Origin of the sequence: Bhargavaea sp. CC-171006 (genome assembly GCF_009761675.1) — a bacterium.
GTDB classification, from domain to species: Bacteria; Bacillota; Bacilli; order Bacillales_A; family Planococcaceae; genus Bhargavaea; species Bhargavaea changchunensis.
Window position 1 is genome coordinate 63653 of the sequence record NZ_QUZH01000022.1, and the last position, 19224, is coordinate 82876.

At 53.3% G+C, this 19224-nt stretch carries 21 protein-coding genes; 1 reads left to right on the forward strand and 20 read right to left on the reverse strand.

The annotated features are described in order from the left end of the window. Window position 1: 1 nt before the first annotated feature. The 19 genes from aroC to prsW form a co-directional block, all read right to left on the reverse strand. Entirely contained in the window at window positions 2–1183 is a 1182-nt protein-coding gene (gene aroC / locus DZC51_RS09395; protein WP_157295140.1) for a chorismate synthase, read from the reverse strand. 227 nt (window positions 1184–1410) lie between these two features. Then, on the reverse strand, window positions 1411–1857 hold the full coding sequence (gene ndk / locus DZC51_RS09400; protein WP_092095142.1) for a nucleoside-diphosphate kinase: 447 nt from the start codon (window positions 1855–1857) through the stop codon (window positions 1411–1413). 102 nt (window positions 1858–1959) lie between these two features. Next, a complete protein-coding gene (locus tag DZC51_RS09405) occupies window positions 1960–2934 on the reverse strand; it encodes a polyprenyl synthetase family protein (RefSeq protein WP_157295141.1) in 975 nt (324 codons plus the stop codon). 30 nt (window positions 2935–2964) lie between these two features. Then, window positions 2965–3666: a demethylmenaquinone methyltransferase gene (locus DZC51_RS09410; protein ID WP_157295142.1), complete on the reverse strand. Its 702-nt coding sequence runs from the start codon at window positions 3664–3666 to the stop codon at window positions 2965–2967. A gap of 5 nt (window positions 3667–3671) precedes the next feature. After that, window positions 3672–4463, reverse strand: coding sequence for a heptaprenyl diphosphate synthase component 1 (locus DZC51_RS09415; protein WP_157295144.1), 792 nt, complete (start codon window positions 4461–4463; stop codon window positions 3672–3674). A gap of 72 nt (window positions 4464–4535) precedes the next feature. Further along, window positions 4536–4757 (reverse strand): trp RNA-binding attenuation protein MtrB, encoded by a 222-nt coding sequence (gene mtrB / locus DZC51_RS09420; protein WP_157295145.1) that lies wholly within the window; start codon window positions 4755–4757, stop codon window positions 4536–4538. 68 nt (window positions 4758–4825) lie between these two features. Continuing rightward, window positions 4826–5395: a GTP cyclohydrolase I FolE gene (gene folE / locus DZC51_RS09425; RefSeq protein WP_157295147.1), complete on the reverse strand. Its 570-nt coding sequence runs from the start codon at window positions 5393–5395 to the stop codon at window positions 4826–4828. Between the two features lie 229 nt (window positions 5396–5624). Continuing rightward, window positions 5625–5897, reverse strand: a complete 273-nt coding sequence (locus DZC51_RS09430) for an HU family DNA-binding protein (protein WP_157295149.1) — start codon at window positions 5895–5897, stop codon at window positions 5625–5627. Window positions 5898–6243: 346 nt separating this feature from the next. Continuing rightward, window positions 6244–7722, reverse strand: coding sequence for a stage IV sporulation protein A (spoIVA, locus tag DZC51_RS09435; protein ID WP_157295151.1), 1479 nt, complete (start codon window positions 7720–7722; stop codon window positions 6244–6246). 75 nt (window positions 7723–7797) lie between these two features. Beyond that, window positions 7798–8505 carry a hypothetical protein gene (locus DZC51_RS09440; RefSeq protein WP_157295152.1) on the reverse strand — a complete coding sequence of 236 codons (708 nt, stop codon included), beginning with the start codon at window positions 8503–8505 and terminating at the stop codon, window positions 7798–7800. Between the two features lie 5 nt (window positions 8506–8510). Then, on the reverse strand, window positions 8511–8711 hold the full coding sequence (locus DZC51_RS09445; RefSeq protein WP_157295153.1) for a DUF2768 domain-containing protein: 201 nt from the start codon (window positions 8709–8711) through the stop codon (window positions 8511–8513). Window positions 8712–8741: 30 nt separating this feature from the next. Then, a complete protein-coding gene (locus DZC51_RS09450; RefSeq protein ID WP_157295154.1) occupies window positions 8742–9764 on the reverse strand; it encodes an NAD(P)H-dependent glycerol-3-phosphate dehydrogenase in 1023 nt (340 codons plus the stop codon). Between the two features lie 23 nt (window positions 9765–9787). Next, window positions 9788–11098, reverse strand: coding sequence for a ribosome biogenesis GTPase Der (gene der, locus DZC51_RS09455; protein ID WP_157295155.1), 1311 nt, complete (start codon window positions 11096–11098; stop codon window positions 9788–9790). A 390-nt stretch (window positions 11099–11488) separates the two neighbouring features. Next, window positions 11489–12664: a 30S ribosomal protein S1 gene (rpsA, locus tag DZC51_RS09460; RefSeq protein ID WP_157295156.1), complete on the reverse strand. Its 1176-nt coding sequence runs from the start codon at window positions 12662–12664 to the stop codon at window positions 11489–11491. A gap of 73 nt (window positions 12665–12737) precedes the next feature. Further along, window positions 12738–13331: a lysophospholipid acyltransferase family protein gene (locus tag DZC51_RS09465; protein WP_157295157.1), complete on the reverse strand. Its 594-nt coding sequence runs from the start codon at window positions 13329–13331 to the stop codon at window positions 12738–12740. Beyond that, a complete protein-coding gene (gene cmk / locus DZC51_RS09470; RefSeq protein ID WP_157295159.1) occupies window positions 13331–14005 on the reverse strand; it encodes a (d)CMP kinase in 675 nt (224 codons plus the stop codon). Before cmk ends, DZC51_RS09465 begins: the two co-directional genes overlap by 1 nt. Window positions 14006–14092: 87 nt before the next feature. Further along, window positions 14093–15382, reverse strand: coding sequence for a PepSY1/2 domain-containing protein (locus tag DZC51_RS09475; protein ID WP_157295161.1), 1290 nt, complete (start codon window positions 15380–15382; stop codon window positions 14093–14095). Window positions 15383–15391: 9 nt separating this feature from the next. Then, the gene (gene sleB, locus DZC51_RS09480; protein WP_198304097.1) at window positions 15392–16150 is read right to left on the reverse strand and encodes a spore cortex-lytic enzyme; all 759 of its coding nucleotides are present in this window, start codon (window positions 16148–16150) and stop codon (window positions 15392–15394) included. Between the two features lie 266 nt (window positions 16151–16416). Beyond that, window positions 16417–17097 (reverse strand): glutamic-type intramembrane protease PrsW, encoded by a 681-nt coding sequence (gene prsW / locus DZC51_RS09485; RefSeq protein ID WP_157295164.1) that lies wholly within the window; start codon window positions 17095–17097, stop codon window positions 16417–16419. A gap of 75 nt (window positions 17098–17172) precedes the next feature. Between prsW and DZC51_RS09490 the strand changes: the two genes are divergently transcribed. Beyond that, window positions 17173–18147: an asparaginase gene (locus tag DZC51_RS09490; RefSeq protein WP_157295166.1), complete on the forward strand. Its 975-nt coding sequence runs from the start codon at window positions 17173–17175 to the stop codon at window positions 18145–18147. Window positions 18148–18254: 107 nt separating this feature from the next. Here the strand turns inward: DZC51_RS09490 and DZC51_RS09495 are convergent, their stop codons facing one another. Then, a complete protein-coding gene (locus DZC51_RS09495) occupies window positions 18255–19223 on the reverse strand; it encodes a YpdA family putative bacillithiol disulfide reductase (RefSeq protein WP_157295168.1) in 969 nt (322 codons plus the stop codon). Window position 19224 lies beyond the last annotated feature (1 nt).

The window sequence follows — 19224 nt, forward strand, 5'->3', positions numbered from 1 at the left end:
TTCAGAACTCCCGTGCGTAAGCGAGGAATTCCCCGATGTTCTTTTTGAGTCCTTCGATTGTGTCACTATGGAATGTTTCGGAAATGGCTTTTGCCACTTCCCATGCAACAACATGTTCAGCGACAACGGAGGCCGCAGGCACCGCACAGCTGTCGGAGCGCTCGATGCTTGCCTTGAAAGGTTCTTTCGTATCGATATCAACACTCTCAAGCGGTTTGTATAGCGTCGGAATCGGCTTCATGACGCCGCGGACCACGATCGGCATGCCTGTAGTCATGCCGCCCTCGAAACCGCCCAGATTGTTCGTGCGGCGGCGGTAGCCGTCTTCTTCAGTCCATTCGATTTCGTCGTGCACTTCACTGCCCGGCAGCCGTGCCATTTCGAATCCGAGGCCGAACTCGACGCCTTTGAACGCATTGATCGAGACCATTGCGCCTGCAATTTTCGAATCCAGTTTGCGGTCGTATTGCACATAACTTCCGACTCCCGGAGGGCAGCCATCGACAATGACTTCAACAACGCCGCCGATTGAGTTGCCGGCTGCCTTCGCATCATCGATCGCCTGTTTCATCTTTTCCGACGCTTCCGGATCGATGCAGTAAACATCATCCGCAGACGCAATTTCTCGGATCTCATTGACCGTCTTGCCGTTCCGGAGGGTCATGTCGGCCTTCACGCCGCCGATTTCGGCCACATGTGCCGTCACTTCAATGCCCAGCGCCTTCAGAAAGCTCTTGGCAACGGAGCCGACCGCAACCCGCATGGTCGTTTCCCGGGCGGACGAGCGCTCAAGCACGTTGCGGAGATCTCGGTGGCCATACTTCATCCCGCCGACAAGGTCAGCATGTCCGGGACGCGGACGAGTTACACGGCGCTTGATGTCATCGGGATCGACATCTTCCGGCAGTGGTTCGATTCCCATGATCTTTGTCCAGTGTTTCCAGTCATCATTCGTCACGGTCAGTGCGACCGGTGCACCGATCGTTTTTCCGTGGCGAACACCCGCCGTGATCTCTACTGTATCTTTCTCGATCTGCATCCTCCGGCCCCGGCCGTATCCGCCTTGTCTTCTGGAAAGGTCCCGGTTGACGGCCTCCGCCGTCAGTTCAAGGTTGGACGGAAGTCCTTCTATGATTGCGGTCAGCTGCGGACCGTGGGATTCACCCGCTGTCAAATATCTCATTCTGCTACCCCCAGGCTCTAAATACATTTAATTTTCTTACCACTATAACATAACCCTCCGACCGAATCATTCGGATTTTCTCATAAAACACAAGGGTTCTGACACCATCCGCAAATGAAAACGCTCTCTTTTTAAAAAGTACCAAAAGAAGTAATCGGGGGAGCTTTTTCTTCCCAAAACCCGGTCCGGTTCAAATAAAAAAAGCCCGGCAGGCGCCGGGCATCGGGTCAGTTGACCCAGTTGTTGATTTGCTTTTCGTAGGAAACGAGTTCTTCCTGGTTGAAGAACAGATTGATTTCGCGCTCAGCGCTTTCAGGAGAGTCGGAACCGTGGATGATGTTTTTGCCGACTGTGACAGCGTAGTCACCGCGGACAGTGCCAGGTGCCGATTCTTTCGGGTTGGTTGCACCCATCATGAGGCGTGCAGTCGAGATGACGTTTTCGCCTTCCCAGACCATTGCGAAAACAGGGCCGGATGTGATGAATTCAACAAGCTCCCCGAAGAATGGACGCTCTTTATGCTCACCGTAGTGCTGTTCTGCGAGCTCCTGAGGGATTTGCATCAGCTTTGCTCCGGCGAGTTGGAAGCCTTTCTTTTCGAAGCGGCTGACGATTTCACCGATCAGATTACGTTGGACGCCATCTGGCTTGACCATGAGAAATGTTTTTTCCATTTGCATGTACACTCCTTGTGAGTTGAGGGTGTGCGGCGAAGCCGCCTTCAAAATGGTACCACTCGCACGGACGCACTTTCAACAAAAGATGCGCACGTGCGGTCAGAATTTCCGTTTTCCGATAAATTTCGCAATCCGGATAAGCGAATCCCGGTCAGGTATATCCGGGAGAGACTCCGCTTCACGCAGTGCTTTTTCCAGATACCGGTCGCTGATGCGCACCGATTCCCGGATCGCTTCCGAATCCTTCATGCTGTCAAGCAGCTTTGCTACCCCATCATTGCTGAGGCGGCCTTCCAGCGCGTCAAGCAGCCTCGGGCGCATTCTTGGATCTTGGAGACCGATGATGGCCGGAAGGGTGATATTGCCCGAAAGAAGGTCGCCACCGGCCGGTTTGCCCAGCTGCTTCTCCGTTCCCGTAAAGTCGAGAAGATCATCTGTGATCTGGAAAGACATTCCGACATAATAGCCGAAGCGTTTCAGCTTCCTGACCGTCTGGGGATCCGCACCTGCCACGAGACCGCCCAACTCGCAGCTTGATGCTATGAGCAGAGCAGTCTTCCGCTTGATCCTGCGAAGGTAATCCCTCAGATTCTGCTCCGTCGCGAACTTGTCCTCGATCTGGATGATCTCACCGACGCATATCTCAATCATGGTCTGCGAAAGAACACGATGGATTTCCGGGTCTTCCAGCTCGCCGATGATCTCAAGCGACCGGCCGAGCAGGAAATCTCCGACATACATGGCTGCATGGTTCCCGTACATCGACTTTACCGTCCGCTCGCCGCGGCGCAGGTCGGCATCATCAATGACATCATCATGCACAAGAGATGCCATATGGATCAGCTCAAGCGGAACAGCCGCCTTTGCCGTCACCGCCGGATTGTAGTCGCCAAATTTGGATGCGAGAAGCGTGAAGACCGGACGGATCCGCTTGCCTCCCGAACCGATCAGTGCCAGGCAGGCTCCTTCCAGCATGGGAGATTCCGAATGGACCGACCGATTCAGCTCTCGCTCAATATATTCGAGATCCGGACGGAACTCTGAGTAGATGGACTTGAGTTTCAACTTCTCCAAGAGAAAAACCTTCCCCGCTTTTAGTTCTCGTTATCTCCGCTTGTACCCGATATGCCCTGCAGCCGCCCCGCCACTGAACGGTTTGTAGCGGATGCCTTCGAATCCGGTATCCGCGAAGATTCCGGCAAGCGTCCGTGCGTCCGGGAACGTGTCCGCGGATTCCTGCAGCCACTGGTACTCTTTGTAGCTCTTGGCAAACAGCCGTCCAAAAAGCGGCATGATATGGTTAAAGTAGAGCTTGAAAGCCTGGCGATATCCGGGCAATGTCGGCTGGGATGTTTCCAGGCAGGCGACCATCCCGCCCGGCTTCAGTACCCGGTGTATCTCGGAAAGCGCCTTCCGGAGATCAGGAACATTGCGTAGGCCGAAACCGACCGTGACGTAGTCGAAGCTGTTGTCCGGGAACGGAAGATCCATCGCATTCCCTTCTACAAGACGGATGTTCGGACGGTCTTCGGTCTTCTCTTTCGCAACGCTCAGCATATTGGCCGAAAAGTCAAGGCCGGTCACTTCTCCTGATGATCCCGCAGCATCGGCCAGTGCAATGGTCCAGTCACCTGTTCCGCAGCATACGTCGAGTGCGGAAGCCCCTTTTGTGACTTCCATCTTTGCCATCATTTCTTTGCGCCATGCCTTGTGCATCTGGAAACTGATGACCGAGTTCATCGTATCGTAGTTATCCGAAATCTTCTCAAACACGTCATGGACCCGTCGCTCTTTTTGTGTCTCCAAACTGCTCAATCCTTTTTTCCCGTCTGTATGGAAGCCGGTTCGGTGATACGGTAGATTCCGGCGATTGCCGGCACCAGGTCTCCCGTACGGTTTCCAAACGTCGCGGTTTCTTCAATCAGCCGGCCGGCGTGAAACTGGCGGCAGCGGTCCAGAACCCGGGCAGCCTCCGCAGGGTTGCCGCTGATGCCTTCTGAACGCAGAAAGGCATTCAAAAATGGCGTGCGCCCCCCTTCACGGAGGATCCGGGATTCACCGTGAAGCCGGCAGGCGGTCAGCCCATGCCGCGCTGCCGCTTCATACTGCCCATACCCCCGTTCCATCAGAAAAGCGGAAACCGTCCCGGACTCAATCGTTTCGATATAAGACAAAAGCGGTTCCGGAGAATCTCCCTCACGGTGTTCATAAAGGCGGATTTTCCTTTCACTCATCTCAGTGACCGACGCTGAGAGCCCGCGGATCAGATGGATATCTTCCATTTCTGCAAGGATGCGGTAATGGACTCCACTGTAGTAGTCACCTGCCAAAACTGTCAGCTGTCCCTGAAGGTTTTCCGACGCCTCCCTGCCGATTGAATCGTGTGCGGAGAACGCAGCATAAAGTGCACCTGCCGCAACAGCAGACAGCCGGTCCTTTTCCTCCCATTGTTCGCCGAAGAATTTCGGCAGCAGAAGGGAGGTCAGGACCGGAACAGGGACAACCGGCCGCCCGGTATGCTTCAGAAGCGTCCGGTTCGCCAGCAGCCGGCTGATTTCATCGTTCAATTGTTCAACTTCTGTATGTAGATTTGTTGGGTTCATCTTCCGCCGCTCCATTTCCACACGGATCTGACGGTTTGCCGGCCTCCGTCCGGACAGCCGGACGGCAGCCCGTCATTTCCGTGATTCGCCCTTCACCATGCCATGTGCGGAGTGCACTTCTGCATCGCCCCGCACCTTTATGGCAGATACATGCTCGGTGAACTGGGCGACCAGGATTTCGCCGCTGTCCAGTTTCTCCGAATGACCGAATTTAGTGTCCGCCCCACGGGTAAGGCCGATGACCTGGACTCCGTCTTCCTGGGCTTTGATGACGATATAATCGTTTTGTGACATCTTCAGTCTCCTATCTATAATCTTTCCTATCATATCACAGTAAGGAACAGGCCCGCAAAATGCCGTTGTCAGGACATTTTGATGAGAGAAATGACCTCTGCCCGCTTGCTGTCATCCTTGTCGAAAACCCCTCGCGCAGCGGCTGTGACCGTTTTCGAACCCGGCTTCCGGATGCCGCGCATCGTCATGCACATATGTTCGGCTTCAACAACGATATAGACGCCGAGCGGATCGAGCATTTCGGTCAGTGCATCCGCCACTTCAGCAGTGATGCGTTCCTGGAGTTGCGGTCTGCGGGATACAGCCTCGACCGCACGAGCCAGCTTGCTCAGGCCTGCCACTTCCCCGTTGCGAGGAATGTAGGCGACATGTGCTTTTCCGTAGAACGGAAGCAGATGATGTTCACACATTGATTGGAAATGAATATCTTTAACGAGGACCAATTCATCGTGGTCTTCGTGAAATACGGTTTTAAAATACTCCCGGGGATCTTGGCCGATACCCCAGAACACTTCTTCATACATTTTGGCTACCCGTTTCGGCGTATCCAGCAGACCTTCACGATCCGGGTCTTCCCCGACCGCTTCAAGAATCAGCCGGACCGCTTCCTCGATCTTGCCGTGGTCCATTTTTCCCATTATCGTCCCTCCATATACGGAAAATACTCGCCTCAACCGGCTGGGAAGCCCGTTGGCTTCTTTTCCGCATCACTCCTAAATGTTAGCATAACCGGGGTTCGGGTACAATTCACCGGTTCTTCCGAAAAGCTGTGACTTCATTCCCTCTTTCGGGCGCATTTGGGGCACATTAAAGGACGGCCCCCCTCCCGGAACCGGAAGAATGGGACCGTCCTATGTAGTCAGGATATCATTTTACCGCATCTTTGAGAGCCTTTCCTGGTTTGAACGCAGGAACCTTGCTCGCAGCGATTTCGATTTCCTCACCCGATTGCGGGTTGCGGCCTTTGCGGGCTGCGCGCTCGCGTACTTCAAAGTTGCCGAAACCGATCAGCTGGACCTTCTCACCTTCTGCAAGCGCGTCGGAAATTGTGCTGAATACCGATTCAACTGCATTTACCGCGTCTTTGCGGGAGAGGCCAGTCGCTTCCGCTACGGAGTTCACCAAATCTGTCTTGTTCATACCATTCACCTCCTCTCAAAGAGAAAGTTTGCTTAAGCATGTTCAAACTGTATCATAACCAAACCCGCACCGCAACAGGTTTCACGGGCTTTCCGGACCTTTTGTGTCCCTGTTTCTCATGCTTCCCCCGATTGAAGGATGCTAAACTGCCGGATTGTCATTTTTCGTTCATAAAATGGCGGAAATGGAGGCTGGAAATCCGTCATAGTGTCTCCGTAGTGATTGGATAAGTGCTTGTTTTTGGTCAAAACAACAAACTGGCACTTTTTATTAAATCCGAAGGATATCTATCTGTATTTATTTCCGCAAACCCAAAAAAGGCACCTCCACGGGTGCCGGGATGAGTTCATAGGATGAACGTGACCATGCCTTTGTTTCCGTCGTTGACCATCTGCTCCATGGTTTCGCGGATCCTGTTTCTCGCCCGTTCAGGAACTGCCGTTGTCTTGAAACGGATACTTTCCTTCATCACCTCATGAAGCGGTGTGCCGAACAGTTGGGTGGACCAGAGGGCTGCCCTATCGTTCAGATAAGCCTCTTTCAGATCCTTGAGCAGTTGGAGACTGTGGAACTCCGACCCGATGAGCGGCGAGAACTCGGCCTCCATGTCGATCCTCATGATATGGAGCGAAGGTGCCTTAGCCTTCATCCGTACACCGAAGAAGTTGTTTTGCTTGATGAGTTCCGGCGGTGTCGGTTCGAAGTCGTTGATCGCAGGGAGGGTAACCCCGTATCCCGTTTTCTTGGCGGATTCAATCGCTTCTTCATATTGCCCGAACGCTTCCTTGGACTTGACCGCATCGCGGATAAACAGCAGCCAGTCTTTTTTCGTCCGGATCGGTTCGCCCATCATCTCATCGCACACTTCGTGGAATACTCCATCTTCGGTCTCGACTCGGATGTTCGCCTTGCCCTGCCCGGCGTCGACACTGACCACCTCCGCACGGCGGACGAAATCCTCTTCCTGGATCGAAGCGGCGAGTCGCTGGACGTCACGAATTTTGGAAACTGCGGAAAGCCCTTCGTCCAGCCTGCTTCTGATCGATGTATTCAGATAATGATCATCAGCCAGAACGTCCATCCACTCAGGCTTCTGAAGCTCGATTTCGGAAATCGGAAACTCGAACAGCGCTTCCTGAAGGATCAGCTGGATCTCGTTTGCATTCAGTTGATCTGCACTGATGGCGATGACCGGAACCTCGTACTTATCTGTCAGTTCGTCGCGGAGTGCGACGGTCTCCGAGTGCGCAGGCATCCGGCTGTTCAGGACAATGACAAACGGTTTTCCGATTTCTTTCAGCTTGCCCACGATCTCTTCTTCCGCTTTAAGTGCGGCTGCCCTTGGGATGTTGTTCACTGTGCCATCCGTCGTCATGACAATGCCGATTGTCGAGTGGTCGCGGATGACCTTGTCGGTACCGATCCGTGCTGCCTCCTCGAACGGCACAGGCTCATTGTGCCAAGGCGTATGGACGTATTTCGGCCCGTCGTCATCCATATGTCCCTTTACGCCATCGATCACATACCCGACACAGTCCGCAAGGCGGATCTGGAATGTCAGGTCTCCATCGCCGACCGAGATGCCTGTCCCCCGTGCCGGGACAAACTTTGGTTCTGCAGTCATGATGACCGGTCCCGGTGAGCTTTGCGGCAATTCGTCCTGCGCCCGGGTCCTGTCTGCTTCCTCGACCATATTCGGAATGACGACTTCTTCCATGACCCGTTTTACGAACGTCGACTTCCCGACCCGTACAGGGCCGACAACGCCGATATAAATATCCCCGTCAGTGCGTTTTGCCAATTCTTCATACAATGCTTCGCTCAAACCTTTCGCCCTCCTTTTCTGCGCAATTCATTGTATGCATGCAAAAAGCGCTTCATGCAAAAGCACGAAGCGCAATTATTTTTCGGTCATGAAGATGACATTGCCTTCATCGTCCACCGTATACGGCAGGCTGTACGCTGGGAGAACCGGGTTTTCATCGTAAAGAATATGCCGGATATCTTCTCCCGGCTTAACATCCGCTTCTCCGGAAACAACTGCATCGTGAAGGTCCGCCGTGTAGTCGATGTAGAAATTTCCGTCTGAAGAAAGAATGACCGGAAGTTCGCGGTCGCTGTATGGACTTTTCACTGTCGGTGCTTCACGCAGGCCCATCGCGGAGAAGTTCGGCAGGAATACATCTTTCGTCAGCATCTCTTCGATCGGCACGTGACCGTTTACGCTTTTCCGGAGATTCAATTCCCTGATCCGCTCGGGACCGTTAAGGTCGACGAGCTTCACGGTCGGATTTTCTTCAGCGTCCATGATGACATACTGATAGATCCCTCCGGTTTCATAGGCATTCGACGGAATCTTCTCGAGATGGGCCGGTACGATTTTCGAAAAATCAATCGGGTACTTGATGAACGCGTCCACGTCCTGGTCGCGAGTCTTGATCGGCAGCAGCCCTCCGCTGTTGTCACGGTACTGCTCGACTGCAGACTGGACGGCCCTCAGCTGCTCTTCGTAAGGAATCGTTGTACCGGCACGTTCGCTGTCCGGATACATGCACCCGGACAGCAGGAGAACTGCAGCGGCTGACAGGATGACCCATATTTTTTTCATGCCGTTCATCCCCCTGTCGGCCCATTGAAGACGAGATAGACCATCGAGAAGAATCCAAAGAGCAGCAGGAGAAATGCTGTGAGGCTGAAAACAAATTTCAGCAGTTTGTTTTTTATCTTATTGCGGCTGATCGTGACGAGGAGGATGCAGACGAACATAGCCCCTATCGCATAGAATGACAGCCACATTTTATCCAGGGATGACAAAACGGGTCCACCTTTCAGGACCGGCAGGCATCAGGACCAGCCGGTCAGATCTTCTGTTTCATGTTTTTTCATCCGTCCCATAAGAAGGTCTACCATATCGATCGGCTTCTTCCCTTCGAACAGGACGGCATAGAGCGCTTCGGTAATCGGCATCGGCACGCCGCATTCGACGGAAAGCTGATGGGCAGCCTGTGTGGTCCGGACGCCTTCGACGACCATGCCCATGCTGTCAAGCACTTCATCGAGGCTCTTGCCCTTGCCGAGCATATTGCCCGCCCGCCAGTTACGGGAATGAACGCTCGTGCATGTGACGATCAGGTCACCAAGGCCGGAAAGTCCGGAAAAAGTGAGCGGATTGGCCCCCATTGCAACACCCAGACGGGTGATTTCTGCAAGTCCACGGGTGATCAGGGCCGCCTTGGCGTTGTCGCCAAAGCCAAGGCCGTCTGTGACTCCCGCAGCAAGCGCAATGACATTCTTCAGGGCTCCGCCAATCTCGACACCGACCACGTCATCATTTGTATAGACGCGGAAGTCCTGGTTCATGAACAGGTCCTGAATCTGTCTTGCATGCTCCATGTCCTTAGCGGCGGCCGTCACGGTAGTCGGCTGGTTCCGGATCACCTCTTCGGCATGGCTTGGTCCGGACAAGACGACGATCCCTTCGCAGACCGCCCGGTCCAGTTCCTCTTCCATCACTTCGCTGATGCGCCTGTGCGTATCGGGTTCAATTCCCTTGGAAACATGGGCGAACAGGACAGGCCTGTCCAGTACGCTGTTCAGCGCCCGGCATACTTCCCGGACCCCCTTGGTCGGAACGGCCATGATAATGACCGATGCACCGCTTACCGCTCTGCCCAGTTCATGGTCCGCCTTGAGCTGTTCCGGCAAAACGGCGCCCGGCAGGTACTTCTCGTTCGTGTGTTTTTCGGTAATCTCTGACGCCTGCTCTGCCCGGCGTGACCAGAGCGTGCAGTCGTGACCGTTTGAAGCGAGGACTGCTGCGAGGGCGGTGCCCCAGCTGCCTGCCCCCAATACGGCGACTTTGTTCATTGTGTTCAAATCCTTTCCGTCAATCAGCTGCGTTTTCTTGTGATGAGCCGGATCGGCGTTCCCTCGAAACCGAATGCCTCACGGAGCTTGTTCTGAAGGAACCGCTCATAAGAGAAATGCATGATCTCCGGGTCATTGACGAAGACCACGAATGTCGGCGGCTTCACCTGGACCTGGGTCATGTAGTAGATCCTGAGCTTCCGTCCCTTATCGGACGGAGCGGGATTCCTTGTCACAGCATCCTCGATCACTTCGTTCAGGATGCTGGACTGAATGCGCTGCGCATGGTTTTCACTAACCATGTTGACCGTTTCGAGGATGGCCAGCACGCGCTGTTTCGTCTTGGCGGATACAAAGACGATCGGTGCATAATCAAGGAACTGGAAGTTTTTCCGGATCTCTTCAGTCATCCGGTTCATCGTCTTCTCGTCCTTCTCGACCGCATCCCATTTGTTTACAACAATGATGATGCCGCGGCCTGCATCATGAGCATAGCCGGCAATCCGCTTGTCTTGCTCACGGATGCCCTCTTCACCGTTCAGGACGATAAGAACAACATCCGAACGTTCAATGGCACGGAGTGCACGTAAGACACTGTACTTCTCGGTCGATTCGTACACTTTCCCCTTTTTGCGCATGCCTGCCGTATCGATGACTTTGTACTTCTGGCCGTCATGGACGAAATCGGAGTCGATTGCATCACGTGTGGTGCCTGCGATATCGCTTACGATAACCCGTTCCTCCCCAAGGAAAACGTTTGTCAGGGAAGATTTGCCGACGTTCGGCCGTCCGATCAGGGAGAAACGGATGACGTCATCTTCGATCCTCTCCTCCTCGTCTTCAGGAAAGCTGCGTACGGCTTCATCCAACAGGTCGCCCAGCCCAAGACCATGGGAACCGGAAATCGGGAATGGCTCGCCGAATCCGAGCGAATAAAAGTCATAGATCATGCTCTGCATGTCCGGATTATCAATTTTGTTGACGCCCAGGACGACCGGTTTCTTCGTGCGGTAGAGGATTTTCGCTACCTGTTCGTCTGCGGCAGTCACGCCTTCACGGCCGTTTACCAGGAAGATGATGACATCGGCTTCGTCCATTGCGATCTCAGCCTGTTGGCGGATCTGCTCCAGGAACGGCTCGTCCCCGATATCGATGCCCCCTGTGTCAATCAAGTTAAATTCATGATTCAGCCATTCTGCGGGGCTGTATATCCGGTCTCGCGTCACACCCGGGACGTCTTCGACAATCGAGATCCGTTCGCCGACAATGCGGTTAAAGATCGTTGACTTGCCGACGTTCGGCCGCCCCACGATCGCTACAATCGGTTTGGTCATCTGTTCCACCCTTCCGGTTTCTTCTTGTGTCATTATACAACAAAACGTTTCAGTAAACAGATGATAACATCCACTGTCACAGAACCTTGATATTACAGCTTTTCTGAACATTTATCACGTCAGACTGTTTTTCAGAAAATATAAATCGGTATTGGTGACTGTGACTGCCAATCAATGAGCTTTTAAAAAGTTCGATAGAGTGGCTTTTCCCTCAGGCTGGCTTTTTGCACAAGCTGCTGCTAAGTTTCGCCGGCCCTTCATACTCAATGGAGAAATTCTCGCATAACTGCTCAATAGCAGCATGGAATTTCAGTTCATCCTATAAATCAAACAAAAAGGTGATGGCTGTGGATCGCCATCACCGTGGATTGATTTGTTTGTCCTTAAATCTTAGTCCTGGAAGCCCTTCAGTTTGTCACCGATGACGTCACTGATGGAGAAGCCTTTTGATTCTTCCGGCATCTCGTATTCGTCAGGCTGTGCTTCGCGGCGATCTTCGCGCGGAAGTGTCTCCTTGATGCTGAGGGAGAGGCGCTTGTCCTGCTTGTTGACGTCGAGCACCTTCACTTGGACGGTCTGGCCTTCCTCAATGACTTCATGAGGCGTGCCGATGTGGTGTCGGGCCATCTGGGAAATGTGGACAAGTCCTTCCACGCCAGGGAACACTTCGACAAATGCGCCATAGGAGACAATGCGCTTTACAACGCCATCAAGAACAGAGCCCTTAGGCGCTTTTTCCTCGATGTCTTCCCACGGTCCAGGGAGTGTTTCCTTGATGGAAAGCGAGATGCGTTCGTTGTCGCGGTCCACGGAAAGGACCTTGACATTCACTTTGTCGCCTTCGGAGAGAACATCGCTCACCTGCTCGACGTGGCCGTGCGCGACCTGGGAGATATGGACAAGCCCGTCCACACCGCCGATGTCGACGAATGCGCCAAACGAAGCTATGCGCTGAACTGTACCTTCGATGACATCGCCTTCCTGGATGTTGTTCAGGACTTCACCCTTCTGGGCGTCCTTCTCCTCTTCAATTACAGCGCGGTGGGAGAGGATCAGGCGGTTTTTCTCCTTGTCCATCTCGACAATCTTGAATGTCATTTCACGGCCCTTGTAATCGTCGAACGACTCCACATAGTGGTCTTCAACAAGGGAAGCCGGGACAAAGCCGCGGACGCCGAGGTCCACAACGAGGCCGCCTTTGACGACGTCCTTCACTTCAGCAGTGATAGTTTCGTTGCTGTCAAACTTCTCCTTCAGGCTATCCCAAGCAGCTTCTGCATCGACTTTGCGCTTCGACAGGACGAAGTTCTCATTATCGTTTTCTACTTTGAGGATGATGAGCTCCAGGATGTCGCCAACCTGGACTGCATCGGATGCCTTTTCAATATGGAGGCTCGACAGTTCGCTGATCGGGATGACACCGTCAAATGGTGCCCCGGGGATTGTAACCGTCACCGATTTATCTTCGATCTTTTCAACTTTCCCGGTTACGCGATCTCCAGTTTTGAAATCGCGGATTTCTTGCTCTTCCATATGTTGCTCCATGTTATTCATCTCTTCACTCATGCCTAAGTCCTCCTCCATAAAGGTTCCTTACCCCATTTTATTAGAAAACGCCTGTAAAAACAAAATATTAAGCTTATTTGCCCGATTTTTCTTTTTCGATGAGCAGGCGTATTTCTTCCATGATTGCTTCCGTCACTTCTTCGGCTCCTGCTTTGCGCTCCCTGAATGGCGTCATATCAAGGGGTCTGCCATAGCGGACCTTCAGCTTGCGGAACGGTCGGTATGGGCCGATGATTGCGCATGGGACGACGACTGCGTCGCCGCCCTTTAATGCGAAAAAGCCGGCTCCGGACATGCCCTTGCCGAGGGTTCCATCTTTTCTACGGGTACCTTCCGGGAACATTCCGACGACCTGTCCTTCTTTCAGCAAGCCGATCGCCGTTCTGATGGCGTTCCGGTCACTGAGCCCCCGCTTGACCGGAAAGACGTGAAGGTTGGACAATAGATTCTTCAAAACAGGGGCTTCAAAGAGTTCCGCCTTTGCCATGAAATTGATCGGCCGTGGAGCGGTGATTCCGACAACCGGAGGGTCCAGGTCTGCGATATGGTTCGCACAGACGAGGACGCCCCCTTCCACGGGGAAGTGTTCGGTCCCTTTCACGTCAAGCCGGTACAGCGGTTTAAGTACGCCATAGACGACCGACTTTGCGAAATGATAGAAGTCCATCAGTCCACCTTCTCCCTGACAAGCTCCATGATCGCATCTGCCGCTTCACTGATCGACAACGATGTCGTGTCGAGCAGCACAGCATCCCCCGCCTGGGTAAGCGGTGAAACTTCGCGTTCGCTGTCTTTCTTGTCCCGGAGTGCAATTTCCTGTGCCAACTGTTCAAGGGAGGAGTCAAATCCCCGTCTCAAGTTTTCAGCGTGGCGACGGCGCGCACGCTCTTCAACGCTTGCCGTCATGAAGACCTTAAGTTCGGCATCGGGCAGCACAGCCGTCCCAATATCACGCCCATCCATGACGACGCCGCCTTCTTCTGCCATCTTGCGCTGCGCATCTACCATGTAGGCGCGCACACCTGCATGGGCAGAAGCGGCGGATACCCCGTTTGTCACGGCATCGGTACGGATTTCGTCCGTCACGTCTTGGCCATCCAGCCAGACGGATTGTCCTTTGTCACCGGCCTTTAGCACAATCTCGGTCCCCGGCAGAAGAGCCTCCACATCGGCGGCCTTGTCCAAATCTATGCCCGCTCTGATCGCTTTATACGTCAGCGCCCGGTACATGGCGCCCGTATCGATATATGTATAACCTAATTTCTCGGCTACTAACTTCGCAATCGTACTTTTTCCCGCGGCGGCGGGTCCGTCTATCGCAATGCGGATTTCGTTCGTCATCTCGTTCAACTCTCCTCAAGTCAATTCGACCTCATTGTACCATATCAAAAAACGAAAAGCCCCCGATGGCGGGGACTTTTCGCCGGTTCAGCGCAGGATTTCGCTCTTTAGCACTTCTCCGGTTTCTGTGTCGACCATGAGCCTGTAGGTGTCCGTCCTGCCGCCGGTCTTCTTGGTGACGACAAGAAGATGGCATAGGCGCTGGACAAGTTCATGGTTGGCAGTGTATCCGAGCTCTTCCGACTGGACCACCGTTCCGTCAGTGAAGAAATCTTTCGGATCGAACGGGTTGATCGGCTGGGCCTTAAGTTTTTCTTTCTGGATATATTCCATTGCATTGACACCGAGAACTTCTCCATCGTCCTTTGCAAGCTTTACCTGGATGCCGTCTGCAAACACCTTTCCGCCGGTATCCGGATCCACCCGCACAAAGCTAAGGTGCCAGAAATGGCTGTTTTCCCGGGATTCCTCAAAGACCAGATCCTCATACCCCGCCTGACGGAGGAATTCTTCCGCACGCTTGCGGATGTCCGCCTCAGGCAGGACATCCTCGCCGACAGGCCGCTCAACAAGCAGTGAAAGCAGGTGGCCGCCGCGCTCGGTAAAGTCTGCATAACCGATCCTCGCCCCGTCCTGGAAGCGGATATGATAAAACGGATACGGCGCATCCGGTTCGCTCTGGCTTACATGGACGGTGGCGTTGTCATACTCCGGGAAGAGTTCCTTGAACCGGCTGAGCGCATTGTCCCGTCCGATCGGCTCATCCTCAAGATGCTTCAGATCTTTTTTCTTCTGCTCATCATGTTCGCTGGCAGTCAGAGGGAAATCACTCTCGGAATAGGTTTTCACGGCCTGCCCGAGATCGGCCCAGCGCTTGTCCGGCTTTTCACCTTCCAATTGTGCAAACCAGCTTTCCGGGCCGGTGCCTCCGGCAAACATGCCCTTAGTCGCAGAGGACCATTCGGTTGAGAACTCATCAAGGTTCGCAGCTGCATTGCCAAGTGCCTTTCCCCATTTTTCTTGGGGAATTGCACCGGTTTTGGCCAGGTCTGCGTAATCTCCCAGCCTTGTAAGGTAATTCATCCATTCCGAAGAAAACTCACGGTCAAGCGGCAGCGAGGAGATGTTGTTGCGGATCTCCGAGGACAATCTCCAGATGTTGTCGAGCGGCTCCGTTGCCGCAGTTTGATCCTGATAAAGCAGGACCTTCCTGACTTCCTGTTCCAGTTCATTCATCTGTTCGGTCGCCTCCGACAGTTTGTCGGTATACTGGCCGTTCAAAAGAAGGGTCAGCCTCTCATTTTTGGCGTTGGCCGACCAAGAGAAGATGGCCAGGGCGGCAACCGTATAGGCGAGTACAAATATCAATTTTTTCATGGGGATCCCTCACATGCAGAAGATATGCTGCCCGATTTTTTTGATCTGTGGTCTCGACCAGATCCATTCGCTTGTTGCTGTGACCGGATTAAAGTAATAGATGGCATTCTCTGTCGGGTCCCAACCATTTATCGCATCGATGACGGCCTCTTTGGCGCGCTCGTTTGGCGTGAGCCAGATTTGACCGTCAGCAACTGCAGTAAAGGCGAGCGGCTGGAAGATGACTCCGCTCACGGTATTCGGAAAGTCGGCATGTTCCAGCCGATTCAGAATGACCGCGGCCACGGCCACCTGCCCCTCATATGGTTCGCCGCGCGCTTCCCCGTACACCGCATTGGCCATTAGCTGGATGTCCTGATCACTATAGCCGGGCGGGATATTGGCGGTTTGCCCGCCTCCCCCGCCTCCGCCGCCCCCACCATTGCCTCCGCCTTTTACCTGAGCCTCAAGCGGCGTTCCGCCATAATGGGTGAAAGCTTTACCCGCTTCGATATTGTTCATGACAAAGTCTTTGTGATACTTTGAAACAGACACAAGTTTTTCTTTCGTTCCTGCGCCGGCCACACCATCAATAGGAAGGCCATACGCCTGCTGGAAGTTCCGGAGAGCCCAGTATGTCCCATAACCGAACTTTCCGTCGATTTTCCCATCATAGAACCCCGTCCATTGAAGGCGTGCCTGCAGTTCGATGACATCATCGCCGAAAGCTCCGCGTCCGATATTCTGAGCGGTGAACGCGTCCTTGCCGGCCGGAACGGATAACGCCATGACCAGAACCAGCACCGCCAGGACGGGCCTGCGTTTTCGGCGCGCCGATTTCGTTTGCACATGAATCCCTCCTGTGATTTCCATCGCCCGACCCGAATGTTCCGGGAGGGTCTTTTGCATAGCGTGTGCAAAAATAGGGGGATTATAAACAGGGAAAGCGCAAATGAAAAAAGTTTACTTGGGGAAAAACGCTTTACGCTTAATCTGAAGCCTTGACCATTTTATTGTCACCGTAAAAGGTATAAAAAAACCCGGCTTTCGCCGGGTCATCGCACTGTGCGGTGTTTTCGGATATATTGGTCGACACTTAGGATGTGTGCACGCTTGACCCGCTTAAGGGCAAACCACCATAAGAAGAGCATGAATGGGATCAGCAGATACATTCGGATGCTTCCCGCCATGACAAGAGCATTGTAGACGAAGTGAAGTCCGAATGCGGTGAAGAATGCAAGGAACAGCATCGGCTTCGTTCCGGATTCTTCAACGAACTTGGCTCGGCCCAGGTAATAGCCCATGACCACACCGAACAGGGCGTGACTGGAGACGGGCAGCAGCGCACGGATCAGCGCTTCGTTCATACCGAACGTCAGGAGGAAAAGGATGTTTTCGACGGTCGCAAAACCGAGAGATACGGATGCGCCAAACAAGATACCGTCATAGGGATCCTCAAAGTCCACATGACCATAGACGACGACCAGCAGGACGAGCCACTTGAAAAATTCCTCGAGCCCGCTAGTGAACAGCACATCACTCACAAAAACGGAGTTGAAAACACCTTCCTCTTCGAACACGTACTGGACAAAGAGAATCGGAAATGTCAGCATCATTCCATAAATATAGGTCCGAAGCAGGCTCCGTGAAGGATCTTTATGAATCTGCTTGCGCAGGTAAAAGTAACTGAACAGCGCGAGGCCCGGGGCGATCGCCACCGTTAAAAGCATAAACATGGGCGTCACCCCCTCCTTGCGAACTACATCCATCATCCTATTTTAACATGTCAGAATCTACCGGGAGGTATCAAAATGACAAAAACCTTGCTTCTGGTCCATACAGGCGGCACGATATCAATGACCACCGACGAACAGGGGGCCGTTACGCCGGGCCTGAATAATCCTCTACTCGGTGAAATTGATAAACTCGGACTTGCGGATGAAATCATCGAGATCGAGGCCTTCAATCTCCCATCCCCGCACATCACACCCGCTCATATGCTGGAGCTGAAGAAATTGATTATGCGTATGATCGGCGAACAGCCGGTGGACGGTGTCATCATTACTCATGGCACGGACACACTGGAAGAGACCGCCTATTTCCTCGACCTGACTCTGGACCTGGAAATCCCTGTAGTCCTCACCGGAGCGATGAGAAGCGCCGATGAGATCGGATCAGACGGCGTGCATAATGTTCTTTCGGCCATAAGAGTCGCCTCCGACGATGAATCTTTGGGCATGGGGGTCCTCGTCGTGCTGAATGATGAAATCCATACTGCCCAGAATGTGACCAAGACCCATACATCAAACGTATCGACATTCCAGAGTCCCCAGTACGGACCGATTGGCCTGGTTGCAAACGGCCATATCCATTATCACCACGCCCCGCTCCACCGCACCCGTTTTCATGTGGAGGAACTCGGGGGTCGGGTGGCACTCTTGAAAGTGTATGCCGGCATGGATTCGGAATTCCTTTTTCACGCCGCAGATGCAGGCTACGAAGGGATTGTTCTAGAAGGGCTTGGCCAGGGAAACGTCCCCCCTTCACTAATGCCGGGGCTCCGGAGATTGCTGGAAGCCGAAATACCCGTCGTACTCGTTTCGCGTTGTTTCAACGGAATTGCCCAGCCTGTATATGGTTACGAAGGCGGAGGCAGGATGCTTCAAGAGGAAGGTGTCATCTTCTCTCATGGTCTGAGCGGACAAAAAGCAAGGATTCAGCTGCTTCTTGCCTTATCGTCCGGAATCAGCCCGAAACAGGTTGCAGATTCCTTTACGGGTCATTGAATTGCAGCGCTTCTTCCTTGTTAAAGAAGGGCTCTGGGGTTACATAAAAAATATTATGTTAATGATTAAGCCGGATTTGCGGGGAGTTCCCTGCAGATCCGGCTAGTTTACTTTAGATATCCGATTGCTTTTCTTGCGATCAGGCCGCCATGGAAGCGTCCATTTTCTATGAAGATTTCGTTTGCGTTGTTCCCCGCAGCGATGACACCGGCAATGAAAAGGCCGGGAACTGAAGTCTCCATCGTCTCCGGATCGTATTGCGGACGTCCGGTTTCCCCGTCGACCCCGATTCCCATGTTCCGGAGAAAGGTATGATCAGGATGGTAGCCTGTCATGGAAAACACAAAATCGTTGGGTACCGAGCTGATCCTTCCGTCCCGATCCACTAGCTCGACGGATTCTTCGGTAATCCGGACAGGAATCGTTTCGAACAGCATGTCGACCGACCCGTTCCGTACAAGCGCGTCAAATTCCGGCAACACCCAAGGCTTAACGCTAGGCGAGTATTCCGTCCCCCGATAGGAGACAGTGACACGGGCTCCCGCTTTGTTCAGTTCGATGGCAGCATCTACCGCGGAGTTTTTGCCGCCGATCACCAGGACGTCCGTATCGAAAAACGGATGTGCCTCCTTGAAATAGTGAAAGACTTTCGGCAGGTTCTCCCCGGGGATCCCCAGGTAATTCGGATTGTCATAGTAGCCCGTTGCAACGATTGCGACAGGTGCCCGGTATCGGCCCTTATCCGTTTTGATGATAAATCCGCCATCCTCTTTTTCCACACTTTCAACTCGTTCGAAGCGGTTGACCCGCAATTGCTTTATCCGTACGACTTCCCTGTAATAGACAAGCGCTTCGTTCCGTTTCGGCTTCAGCCGCTCCGTGATGAACGGGATATCGCCGACAGAAAGCTTTTCACTTGAACTGAAAAAAGTCTGGTGGGTCGGATAATTGTAGATCGCATTGACAATATTGCCCTTTTCGATAATGAGCGGACGGATGCCCTCTTCCTGCAATGCGATGGCTGCAGCGATGCCGCACGGTCCGCCGCCAATAATAATAGCTTCTTCCTGAATCATA

Excerpts from the sequence above, each read along its gene's own strand:
- rpsA (WP_157295156.1), bottom strand. The coding sequence starts at position 12,664 with ATGAGTGAAGAGATGAATAACATGGAGCAACATATGGAAGAGCAAGAA.
- DZC51_RS09450 (WP_157295154.1), bottom strand. The coding sequence starts at position 9,764 with ATGAACAAAGTCGCCGTATTGGGGGCAGGCAGCTGGGGCACCGCCCTC.
- cmk (WP_157295159.1), bottom strand. The coding sequence starts at position 14,005 with ATGACGAACGAAATCCGCATTGCGATAGACGGACCCGCCGCCGCGGGA.
- ndk (WP_092095142.1), bottom strand. The coding sequence starts at position 1,857 with ATGGAAAAAACATTTCTCATGGTCAAGCCAGATGGCGTCCAACGTAAT.
- DZC51_RS09495 (WP_157295168.1), bottom strand. The coding sequence starts at position 19,223 with ATGATTCAGGAAGAAGCTATTATTATTGGCGGCGGACCGTGCGGCATC.
- DZC51_RS09475 (WP_157295161.1), bottom strand. The coding sequence starts at position 15,382 with ATGAAAAAATTGATATTTGTACTCGCCTATACGGTTGCCGCCCTGGCC.
- der (WP_157295155.1), bottom strand. The coding sequence starts at position 11,098 with ATGACCAAACCGATTGTAGCGATCGTGGGGCGGCCGAACGTCGGCAAG.
- DZC51_RS09465 (WP_157295157.1), bottom strand. The coding sequence starts at position 13,331 with ATGGACTTCTATCATTTCGCAAAGTCGGTCGTCTATGGCGTACTTAAA.
- DZC51_RS09430 (WP_157295149.1), bottom strand. The coding sequence starts at position 5,897 with ATGAACAAGACAGATTTGGTGAACTCCGTAGCGGAAGCGACTGGCCTC.
- DZC51_RS09490 (WP_157295166.1), top strand. The coding sequence starts at position 17,173 with ATGACAAAAACCTTGCTTCTGGTCCATACAGGCGGCACGATATCAATG.
- mtrB (WP_157295145.1), bottom strand. The coding sequence starts at position 4,757 with ATGTCACAAAACGATTATATCGTCATCAAAGCCCAGGAAGACGGAGTC.
- folE (WP_157295147.1), bottom strand. The coding sequence starts at position 5,395 with ATGGGAAAAATGGACCACGGCAAGATCGAGGAAGCGGTCCGGCTGATT.
- aroC (WP_157295140.1), bottom strand. The coding sequence starts at position 1,183 with ATGAGATATTTGACAGCGGGTGAATCCCACGGTCCGCAGCTGACCGCA.
- prsW (WP_157295164.1), bottom strand. The coding sequence starts at position 17,097 with ATGTTTATGCTTTTAACGGTGGCGATCGCCCCGGGCCTCGCGCTGTTC.
- DZC51_RS09415 (WP_157295144.1), bottom strand. The coding sequence starts at position 4,463 with ATGAACCCAACAAATCTACATACAGAAGTTGAACAATTGAACGATGAA.
- sleB (WP_198304097.1), bottom strand. The coding sequence starts at position 16,150 with ATGGCGTTATCCGTTCCGGCCGGCAAGGACGCGTTCACCGCTCAGAAT.
- DZC51_RS09440 (WP_157295152.1), bottom strand. The coding sequence starts at position 8,505 with ATGAAAAAAATATGGGTCATCCTGTCAGCCGCTGCAGTTCTCCTGCTG.